Origin of the sequence: uncultured Roseobacter sp. (assembly GCF_947501835.1) — a bacterium.
In the GTDB taxonomy this organism is placed as follows: domain Bacteria; phylum Pseudomonadota; class Alphaproteobacteria; order Rhodobacterales; family Rhodobacteraceae; genus Roseobacter.
The window spans coordinates 471546-481897 of sequence record NZ_CANMXR010000003.1 but is presented as its reverse complement, the minus strand read 5'-3'; the positions used below and the strand labels follow the sequence as shown (position 1 = coordinate 481897).

Annotated in this window: 9 protein-coding genes and 1 pseudogene; 4 read left to right on the top strand and 6 right to left on the bottom strand. The window is 60.9% G+C overall.

What is annotated here, in order from left to right; all coding sequences use genetic code 11:
• Together Q1A20_RS09205 and Q1A20_RS09200 are read right to left on the bottom strand one after the other, a co-directional pair.
• Positions 1–340 (bottom strand): annotated as a pseudogene (locus Q1A20_RS09205) (signal recognition particle-docking protein FtsY); the annotation flags it as partial.
• An 83-nt stretch (positions 341–423) separates the two neighbouring features.
• On the bottom strand, positions 424–2124 hold the full coding sequence (locus Q1A20_RS09200; protein WP_299403140.1) for an NAD(P)H-dependent oxidoreductase subunit E: 1701 nt from the start codon (positions 2122–2124) through the stop codon (positions 424–426).
• Positions 2125–2339: 215 nt separating this feature from the next.
• Here Q1A20_RS09200 and Q1A20_RS09195 point away from each other — a divergent pair, with 215 nt between their 5' ends.
• Positions 2340–3425, top strand: coding sequence for an alkane 1-monooxygenase (locus tag Q1A20_RS09195; RefSeq protein ID WP_299916783.1), 1086 nt, complete (start codon positions 2340–2342; stop codon positions 3423–3425).
• A 91-nt stretch (positions 3426–3516) separates the two neighbouring features.
• The gene (locus Q1A20_RS09190; protein WP_299403260.1) at positions 3517–3849 is read left to right on the top strand and encodes a hypothetical protein; all 333 of its coding nucleotides are present in this window, start codon (positions 3517–3519) and stop codon (positions 3847–3849) included.
• A 112-nt stretch (positions 3850–3961) separates the two neighbouring features.
• On the opposite strand, the gene xseA is transcribed toward Q1A20_RS09190, so the two are convergent.
• Entirely contained in the window at positions 3962–5503 is a 1542-nt protein-coding gene (gene xseA, locus Q1A20_RS09185; RefSeq protein ID WP_299916782.1) for an exodeoxyribonuclease VII large subunit, read from the bottom strand.
• Positions 5504–5583: 80 nt separating this feature from the next.
• On the opposite strand from xseA, the gene purD reads away from it, so the two are divergent.
• On the top strand, positions 5584–6855 hold the full coding sequence (gene purD / locus Q1A20_RS09180) for a phosphoribosylamine--glycine ligase (RefSeq protein WP_299916781.1): 1272 nt from the start codon (positions 5584–5586) through the stop codon (positions 6853–6855).
• Here the strand turns inward: purD and Q1A20_RS09175 are convergent.
• Positions 6852–7595 carry a VCBS repeat-containing protein gene (locus Q1A20_RS09175; RefSeq protein ID WP_299403129.1) on the bottom strand — a complete coding sequence of 248 codons (744 nt, stop codon included), beginning with the start codon at positions 7593–7595 and terminating at the stop codon, positions 6852–6854. The two genes, purD and Q1A20_RS09175, sit on opposite strands and share 4 nt — an antisense overlap.
• Positions 7595–7918, bottom strand: coding sequence for a 2Fe-2S iron-sulfur cluster-binding protein (locus Q1A20_RS09170; RefSeq protein WP_298973502.1), 324 nt, complete (start codon positions 7916–7918; stop codon positions 7595–7597). The genes Q1A20_RS09175 and Q1A20_RS09170 overlap by 1 nt, the downstream gene beginning before the upstream one ends.
• Before the next feature lie 265 nt (positions 7919–8183).
• On the opposite strand from Q1A20_RS09170, the gene Q1A20_RS09165 reads away from it, so the two are divergent.
• The gene (locus Q1A20_RS09165; protein ID WP_299403126.1) at positions 8184–8732 is read left to right on the top strand and encodes a peptidoglycan-binding domain-containing protein; all 549 of its coding nucleotides are present in this window, start codon (positions 8184–8186) and stop codon (positions 8730–8732) included.
• A gap of 48 nt (positions 8733–8780) precedes the next feature.
• On the opposite strand, the gene Q1A20_RS09160 is transcribed toward Q1A20_RS09165, so the two are convergent.
• Positions 8781–10262, bottom strand: a complete 1482-nt coding sequence (locus Q1A20_RS09160; RefSeq protein ID WP_299403123.1) for a Do family serine endopeptidase — start codon at positions 10260–10262, stop codon at positions 8781–8783.
• Between the last annotated feature and the right edge of the window lie 90 nt (positions 10263–10352).

Here is a 10352-nt window from a genome sequence, read left to right as displayed (position 1 = left end):
CTGGCTCTGGCTCTGGCTCTGGCTCTGGCTCTGGCTCTGGCTCTGGCTCTGGCTCTGGCTCTGGCTCTGGCTCTGGCTCTGGCGAAACAACCTCGGGTTCGGGGTCCGCGTCAACAACAATCGTATCCGCTACCTCAACGGCGCGTTCGCGCGCAGCTTCAGGCACGATCGCTTCAGGCGCCAGATCAGCGGTCTCTGCAATCGTTTCCGCCGCCTCTTCAACCGCAGCGGGGACAACGGCCTCCTCAACCCCACCATCCTCGACAATTGCCTCAAGCCCCTCATCGATCTTGGACGAGGATTTGAACAGACGGTCTTTGAGTTTTTTGAAAAATGCCATGCACGGCCCCACTTCTCACGTGATCCCCATCTAAGGGGATTTTGTCAGAAGGGAAAGGGCCGCACCCGGATTGATACGCGGTGTCAGATCTCGTCGGGGAAGTGCTTCATGACCAGACGGATCGGGTTCGGCGCCGCCTGCCCCAGCCCGCAAATCGATGCATCGACCATGGCTGTGCTCAATTCCTCAAGCAGGCCCTGGTCCCACGTGTCCTGCTGCATCAGCTTCACGGCCTTTTCGCAGCCCACCCGGCAGGGCGTGCATTGCCCGCAGCTTTCATCCTCAAAGAACCGCAGCATGTTGAGGGCGGCGGTCCGTGCGGAATCCTGATCTGACAAAACCACAACCGCAGCCGATCCGATGAATGAACCCAGGGGTTGCAATGTATCGAAATCCAGCGGCACGTCATTGATCGAGGCGGGCAAGAGGCCCGAGGACGGCCCACCCGGCTGATAGGCCTTGAATTGATGACCCTCCGCCATGCCACCCGCTGCCTCGACGATGTCGGTAATCGTTGATCCGGCGGGCAAGAGATAGACGCCCGGTGCCGCAACGCGGCCCGAGACCGAATAGCTGCGCAGGCCCTTGCGGCCATTCTTTTCGGTGGAGGACAACACCTCCGGCCCCTCACGGCAAATACGAGCCACCCAATGCAATGTCTCGACGTTATGAACCAGCGTGGGCTGACCAAAAACGCCCACCTGCGCCACAAAGGGCGGGCGGTGCCGTGGCATGCCGCGCTTTCCCTCAATGCTTTCGATCATCGCGGATTCTTCACCGCAGATATAGGCACCCGCGCCACGGCGCAGATCGATATAGCCCGGCTCCACGATCCCGGCTTCTTCCAACGCGTTGATTTCACGCGCCAGAATTTCCAGCACGGCGGGGTATTCGTCCCGCATGTAGATGAAGGCCGTTTCCGCCTCAACAGCCCAGGCTGCGATCAGCATGCCTTCGAGGAATAGATGCGGCACCCGTTCCAGATAATAGCGGTCCTTGAAGGTCCCTGGCTCGCCCTCGTCGCCGTTGACGGCCAGATAGCGCGGGCCTTCATTCGCGCGGACAAAGCCCCATTTCTTGCCGGACGGGAAGCCCGCCCCACCCAGACCGCGCAGACCGGAGGCGAGCACCTTGTCCTGGACCGCTTCCCAATCGCCCTGCGCGCGCAGCTCTTTTAGCGCCGCATAACCGCCTTCGGCCTCATAGGCTGCAAAATCCTGATACGCGGGGATATGCGCATGGGTATCCCCCGCGGCAATTGCCGCCTCTACCTTCTGGGGCGTCGCATGATCGATGTGCGCATGACCCAGCTCCAGCACCGGCGCCGTATCACACCGGCCCATGCAGGGCGCGCGCAGAACGCGGACCTGCGCCGGGTCGAGCCCCTCCTCAAGCGCGGCTTTCAACGCCTGTGCGCCCGCCAATTCACACGACAGCGAATCGCAGATCCGAATGGTCAGTGCAGGCGGCGGTGTTTCCCCCTCTTTGACCACATCGAAATGCGCATAGAAGGTTGCAACCTCATAGACCTCTGCCATCGACATACGCATTTCTTCGGCCAGGGCGCGCAAATGGGCCGCGGACAAATGGCCAAAGTGATCCTGGATCTTGTGCAAATGCTCGATCAGCAAATCGGCGCGGCGCGGCGCATCGCCCAGCAGCGTCTTGACCGCCTCCCAGGCGTCATCTTGCAACTGGCGGCCCTTGGTATGGCGACGACCTTTGCCTTTGCCTGACTTCCACACCCCCTTGCGCGGGGATTTATCTGACGTATCCAATGCCATATTCGGGTCTCCGTGCCGGAGCGGATCGCTCCTGCCTTAGTTTTCATTCGGTTGCACGGACCGTATCAGCCCGGTTTCGCGCAGGATACGGCCAAACCACACGCCAAGTAGGACCAGAAGCGACACTCTGTGTCTGATCAGAAACTTCTGACGTTAACTGAGACAAATTGCGGCGCTTGGAGCAGCGCCTGCAACACGGTAAACAGTTTCCTAATATGACTGCGCGCGCATCTTCATCAACCTTCGCCCTTGCGAGCCTTGGGCCAGCGATTTTGCTGGGTATCGGCGCCTACGCCGGGGGTATCTATGTCTATCTGGGCCTGCTTGGCATCACCGCGCTTGTCCTGATTGCAGACAAATCCGGTCTCGCGGCTGCCAGTACCCCGCGGCAAGGCTATTGGTTGCCGCGCCTTGTCGGTCTCTCCCATTTCGCAGTTCTGACTGCAGGTGTCTGGGCCATCGGTCTGAACGCAGGTCTGGATCTGGCGGAAAAGGCGGCGCTTTTTCTAGGCATTGGGTTATACCTTGGACAGGTCTCAAATGCCTGCGCGCATGAGCTGATCCATCGCAACAACAGGTCCCTGCGCGCCCTTGGCACGGCCATCTATTGTTCGCTGCTGAACGGGCAGCATGTATCGGCTCATATGCTTGTGCATCATGTGCATGCCGGCACCGCGCGCGACCCCAATTCCGCGCCCATCGGCCAGGGGTTCTGGCGCTTTTTCTCACGCGTGGTCGTGCGTGAGTTTCGCGAGGGGCTTTTGGCAGAAAACAAGCGCAGACAGACACATGCCTCCGGGCTGCACCCCTATGCGATCTACATCTCCGGGGCGCTTTTGAGCCTGGGGGCCGCCTATCTGCTGAGCGGTTTTGCGGGGCTTCTGGTGCTTTTGGGGCTGAGCGCACACGCGCAAATGCAACTGATGCTGTCGGATTATCTGCAGCACTACGGGTTGCGACGACAGACGGATGAAAACGGACGGACAGAGCCAATGGGGCCGCACCACAGCTGGAATGCGCCGCACGCCTATTCCGCCGCGCTGATGCTGAACGCGCCCCTGCATTCCGACCACCACATGAACCCCGCGCGCCCCTTTCCCGACCTGCGCCATGATGCGGAGGTCATGCCCACCTTACCGCGTTCGGTGCCGGTGATGGGGGCCATCGCCCTGATCCCGCCCTGGTGGCGAAAAGTGATGGACCCGCGCGTGCGCGAATATCAGCCAGTTGATGCGGCATATCACGGCAACGTCATACGCAACGCCACCCCTGCCCCTGTTCCCAAAACGTCAAACCTGTAAGAGTTATTGTATGTTTTCAGTCTCCAAATTCACCGGCGCGTGCCTGATCGGCCTTTGCCTTGCGATGTCTCCTGCTGTCGCCGAAGGCACCATGAGTGCCGAAGAATTCGACAGCTACACACGCGGTAAAACCCTGTTCTACGGCCAGAACGGGGCTTCGTATGGCGCTGAGGTTTACATGGACAATCGTCGCGTCCGCTGGTCGTTTCTGGATGGTCAGTGCAAGGAAGGCGAATGGTACGAAGACGCCGGTCACATCTGTTTTGTCTATGACGACAATCCTGACCCGCAATGCTGGACCTTCCGGAAAGAGGGCTCCGGGCTGGTGGCGCGTTTTCAGAATTCCCCCGGCACAACCGACCTTTACGAGGCGGATGATCTGGGCCAGGAAATGATCTGTCTGGGTCCTGAAATCGGCGTTTGACCAAATGCCTCAAAGCATTTCACCGTGAACTCGCGTCGCGTAACGCTGCCTGAAACCAACGATTTCAGCGTGTTAGGCGACACACCATGTTTCCAGCTAAGTCCGAAGCGCGCTAGAACAGCGATCCCTGCTCAGGGGTTTTGCGCGCCTCTTTGCGCGCGCCGGGTTTTCCGCCCAGGCTGACGCGACCATCCGCGAACTGGATTTCCAAAGAGGTCGCCGCCTTTGCCGTCTTGCTGTCTGTCACCACCGCGCCGTCGCTGCGCACAACGGCAAACCCCCGTTCCAGCGTCGCCTCATACCCCAGCGTGCGTCTGAGCCGTTCCATCGCGTCAACCTGCCCCCGCCACATCCCGATATTGCGCTGACCAACATCGGACAGGCGTTGGGCGGCGGCAGCAAAATCCTTGGCTTTGCGCGCATGATCCTGGGCCAATGCCGCCGGTCGAAAGCGCCGCGCGCAGGCGGTCAATTGTTCTTGTTTGGCTGAAACGCGTCGGATCAGCGCCGGGGCCAGGCGGGCCGATATCTCGCGCAGGCGGCGTTCTTCGACCGCCAACGATCGGCGCAGCGTCGCAGGCCGCAGGCTGCCGCTCATATCCGCCAGCCGCACCTTGCGTTTTTGCACGCCTGCAATCAGCGCCGGACCCAGACGGGCACTGACCATATCCAAGCGCTGACGGGGGGTGTCCAACAGCGTCTCCGCCCGTGGCAGCGCCCGCGCCACATCCCGCAACCGCTGCCCCCGCTGTGTAAGACCCTGGCTCAACGCCTGCCGCATCCGGGCATCCTGCCCGTCGAGCCAGGCCATCAGCTCGTGACGCACAGGCACCGCAAGCTCCGCTGCCGCCGTTGGCGTCGGCGCGCGCTTATCGGACACATAATCGATCAGCGTTGTATCCGTCTCATGCCCCACCGCGGAAATCAGCGGGATGTCAGAGGCCGCTGCCGCACGTGCGACGCTTTCCTCATTGAACCCCCAAAGGTCTTCAACCGACCCGCCCCCGCGCGCGACAATCAGCAGATCGGGCCGGGGCAACGCGCCACCGGGGGTCATCGCATTGAAGCCTTCAATCGCGCAGGTCACTTCGGGCGCGCATTTTTCGCCCTGAACCGCCACCGGCCAAATCAGCACCTTGCGGGGAAAACGATCCCGCAAGCGGTGCAAAATGTCGCGGATCACCGCACCCGAGGGCGAGGTCACAACGCCGATCACCTCAGGCAAATAGGGCAGCGGACGTTTCCGCGCGGGGTCAAAGAGCCCCTCCGCCTCCAGCATCTTCTTGCGTTTTTCCAGCAGCGCCATCAGCGCGCCCATGCCCGCGGGTTTGATATCTTCGATGACGATCTGATACTTCGACTGCCCGCCAAAGGTTGTCACGCGGCCGGTTGCAACAACCTCCATCCCCTCTTCGGGCTGAGTCTGCAGACGGGCCGCAACCCCTTTCCAGATGACGCCCGAAATCACCGCGCGATCATCCTTGAGGTCGAGATAAATGTGACCGGACCGGGGGCGGGACACGCGCCCGATCTCACCCTTGATCCGCACATGCCCGAACTCGCCTTCGATCACACGTTTGATCGCGCCCGACAGTTCGGTCACGGTGAATTCAGGGCTGTTGAGCCCATCTTCAGGAGCGTCGATCAGATCCATGAAACCTCTGGTGTTGTATCGCCGGTGCGCGCAGCTTAGAACGCGCGGAACCCGAGGCCAAGCAGATCAGGAGCGCGCCCATGAACATTCTTATCCTTGGCAGCGGCGGGCGCGAACACAGCCTGGCCTGGGCGGTGATGCAGAACCCCAAATGTGACCGGCTGATCGTGGCCCCCGGCAATGCGGGCATTGGGGAGATTGCGGAATGTGCGGCGCTGAATATCGAAGACGGCGGTGCGGTCACCGTGTTTGCCGAGGAAAACGCCATTGATTTCGTAATCGTCGGGCCAGAGGCACCGCTCGCAGCGGGCGTCTCGGACCGGTTGCGCGCGGCGGGTTTTCTGGTCTTCGGCCCAAGCGGTGCGGCGGCACGGCTGGAGGCATCCAAGGCCTTCACCAAGCAGATTTGCGATGCTGCGGGTGCGCCCACGGCGGCTTACGGGCATTTCAGTGACGCAGCCTCGGCCAAGGCCTATGTGCAAGCGCAGGGCGCGCCGATTGTCATCAAGGCCGATGGTCTGGCCGCGGGCAAAGGCGTGATCATCGCTGAGACGGTTGCGGATGCTGAAACCGCGGTGGATGAGATGTTCTCCGGCGCTTTCGGCGATGCGGGTACCGAGGTGGTGATCGAAGAATTCATGCAGGGCGAGGAAGCCTCGTTTTTTGTGCTCTGCGATGGCGAGGATGTGCTGCCCATCGGCACGGCGCAGGATCATAAACGGGTGGGCGAGGGCGACACTGGGCCGAACACCGGCGGTATGGGCGCATATTCCCCGGCCCCGGTGATGACCGATGATGTCGTCCAAGCCGCGCTGGACCAAATCGTGAAACCCACCATGGCCGAGATGGCCCGGCAGGGCACACCCTATCAAGGGGTCCTTTTTGTCGGGTTGATGATCGAAAACGGCGTGCCCCGGCTGGTAGAATACAACGTGCGGTTCGGCGATCCGGAATGCCAGGTGTTGATGATGCGACTGGGCGCGCAAGTGCTGGATTTGCTCCAGGCCTGCGCCGAAGGGCGCTTGGCAGATACCCAGGTCAATTGGGCCGCGGACCACGCCTTGACGGTCGTTCTGGCCGCCAAAGGCTATCCCGGCGCCTATGAAAAGGGCTCCGTCATCGGGGGCCTGGAACACCTGCCCGAAGACAGCAGTCACATGGTCTTCCATGCTGGCACGGGCCGGGCGTCAGGGCAGTATATTGCGCAGGGCGGGCGCGTTCTGGCCGTCACCGCGCGCGCGCAAACGCTGTCAGACGCACGGGACGAGGCCTATGCAATGGTGGACGATATCGATTGGCCCGACGGGTTTTGCCGACGTGACATCGGTTGGCGTGCGTTGTCAGGAGACTAAGGCGCGCAGTCCAGCGCCCGGGCAAAAGCGGCACGGCTGGTATCCGTCCCGATCGGACGGGCCACCAGCGTGCTCTCCAGCGTCACACTGATCATCTGAGACCAGTCTGCAGAGGCCACCAGCATTTCCGGCAAACCGTTGCAGGTGCGTATGCCGCCAGCAATGTCTGTTTCGCCAATCCTGTGGTTTGTCAGCCCATCAAGGCTAACTATCGCTTCAAGTTTCTGATCGCGATAGCGAAAGAGACGCAGAGTCTTGGCCAGATGGGGCCGGTCGATAAATGCGATTTCCGTATGGCCATCACCATCCAGATCCGCGGCACCCACAGGTGCCAGCCAGCGAAAACGCGTCCCGATGAACTCTGTTGCCGTGATGCGCCCCCGAGCATCGTAAATCGCCAGGCGGGCACCGCGCGTCTGGCTGCTTTCGACCACAATGACTTCCGGCACCCCATCGAAATCCAGATCACCGACACGTGGGGCGGTATCTTCAAAGACAAGATCTTCCGGAAGGACAAATCGCCGAAATGTGCCATCCGACAGCCCGATCACAAGGGCCGCATGTTCAACAGCATCGCCAAGCACACCATGTGCGTAGCGTGTCGTAGGATCCTCATAGCGGGCCGAGATGATCGCTTCTGTCGCCGCCAAAGACCCTGGCAACACGCACAACGCCAGCAGCGCGCGGCGCGCGACACGGTGCAGACAGCGCGACAACAGACGCCGCGCCTTGGCCCACATCAGATTTGTTTTTCCGGCATTTGCACGACCAGACCGTCCAGGGCATCGGTCACCTTAAGCTGACAGGTCAGACGCGAGCGGGCCGGATCAGGCTCATAGGCAAAATCCAGCATGTCCTCTTCCATGTCTTCCTTGGCAGGCAGCTTGTCAGCCCAGGCGGGATCCACATAGACGTGGCAAGTCGAGCAGGCACAGGCACCACCGCAATCCGCTTCAATCCCGGGGATGTTATTGTCCCGCGCGCCTTCCATCACGGTGAGGCCGTTGGCGACGTCCACCACATGTTCCGTGCCGCCGTGTTCGATATAGGTGATCTTGGCCACGTCTGTCGTTCCCTTCTGATCTGTTTCAGCCTGTCTACCGGGGCGATATAGGACGCGCCAGCCTCTTTTGCGACCCCGAACGACCAGAGGTGCGACAATGCATGTTTGTTTTATCTTTGTTCCCACGCGCTGGCCGAAACCATCGAGGACATCTGCCGCGCGCCGGATGCGCTGTTGGTTTCGAAGGGGGGACCCATACCCCCTAGGCACCTCGGGGCAAAAGCGATAGAAAACCTGCAACGAAAGACCCAAGAGGCATTGGGCCATGACACAGGCACGCAAAATCCCTCTCAGAAATGCGGCATATACCGTTCTCGCCACCGCGCTGCTGACCGCCTGCACCCCCGAAACACCGGTTTTGTCGGCGTCATCACCAGCAAACCAATCCCCCGCCGGCACCCGGACAAGCCCACCGGACGCGGCGCCGGGGACCTGCTGGGATAAGACAGAGACACCGGCAATCATCGAAACGGTCAGCGAACGTATCCTGATCGCGCCTGCGGACATCAGCGACGACGGGATCATCCGCAAGCCTGCTCAATACAAGAAGGAAAATCGCCAGCGCATTCTGCAGCCCAGACAGGAAAACTGGTACCAGATCGTATGCGCGGACGTGCTGACGCCGGACTTCGTAACAACACTCCAGCGTGCGCTCTCTGTGCGCGGGTATTACCAGGGCGCCCCGACGGGTCAGCTCGACACCGCAACGCGGGATGCCATCGCGGGGTATCAAACAGCCCAGGATCTGCCCGGATTCGAGCTGACAATCGAAGCCGCCGAACGCCTCGGGCTTATCGCTGTGCGCAGGTCCTGACACGAAAAGGGCGCCACCAGGGCGCCCCGATCTCATATTTGCTTGAGGCTATTCAGCCAGCGACAGCGCCACGAACCGCGGATCGCCTGCCCGTCGGACCAAAAGCAGCAGCGACTTGCGCCCGGCTTCTTCTGCGGCTTCCACACGTTTTTCCAGATCGGAAATGCTTGTCACTTTCTGCTGCCCGGCTTCGGTGATGATATCACCGGCGCGCAGACCTTTCTCAAAGGCCTCCGAGGTTTCATCAACAGCGGTAACCGCGAGCCCCTGCGCACCCGCATCCGTTCCCAGCTCCTGGCGCAACTCATCCGTCAACGACGTCAGGGTCAGCCCAAGCAGATCTTTGGTAACGGGGTCCTGATCTTCATCAGGGGCAGTCGCAACGGCCGGAACGGCGCCTTCGGCTTCTTCGCGACGGCCCAGCGTCACTCTGAGTGTCACCGACTTGCCGTCACGCATGACAACCACGCGGACCGTTTCGCCGACGGGGCTGTTGCCGACCGTCCGCACCAGACCGCGCGTATCCGCCACTTCGTTGCCAGCAAAGCTCATGATCACATCACCGGCTTCCATACCGGCCTCTTTTGCCGGCCCTTCGGGCACGTCTGTCACCAGCGCACCGGATGCGGACGCCAGACCCATCGCTTCAGCCACATCTTCGGTGACGTCCTGAATGCGCACGCCAAGCCAGCCGCGGCGGGTTTCGCCGAATTCTTTCAATTGGTCCACGACGCGCGTGACAACATTGGAGGCCATCGAAAAGCCAATCCCGATCGATCCACCGTTGGGTGACAGGATTGCCGTATTTACGCCGATCACCTCGCCGTCCATGTTAAAGAGCGGCCCACCGGAGTTACCTCGGTTGATCGCGGCATCGGTTTGAATGTAATCGTCATAGGTGCCGCTCAACGCCCGATTGCGCGCTGAGACAATGCCCGCACTGACAGAAAAGCCCTGTCCCAACGGGTTGCCCATGGCCACCACCCAGTCGCCAACGCGGGCGATATCGCTGTCCCCGAAGGAGACAAATGGCAGCGGGCCATCCGCTTCGACCTTCAACAGCGCGATATCGGTGTTGGGGTCGGTCCCGATCACTTCGGCTTTCATCAACTCGCCGTCGCCGGGATAGAATTCGATCATGATTTCATCGGCACCTTCGATGACATGGTTGTTGGTCACAACATAGCCATCCTCGGAAATTACAAACCCTGACCCCAGGGCCGAGGACCGTCGTGGTCGGTTGCCATCGCCATTGTTACGGTCCTGGAATTCACGGAAGAAATCCTCAAAGGGGGATCCTTCCGGCGCGATCCCCTGCGGACCGGTGCGACCAGCTACCACAGTGGAGGTGGTGATGTTCACCACGGAGGGGCTGATTTTCTCTGCCAACGGTGCCAGACTGGATTGCTGTGCGACCGCGCTCAGCGGTTGCACAAGCATGAAAGCCAGTGTCAGAACCGCCAAGAGCAACAGGCGCATCTGGACGGTGATGGGACTGATGATGGACGTAGTTACTGCCTTGGGCTGCATGCGTCGTCTCCTGAAAATACTTGTTTCTTGGCCTTGGGGCCACATTGGTCTTTGCTCGGTGTGATTGCTCACAGAGTGCATTTAGGGTGA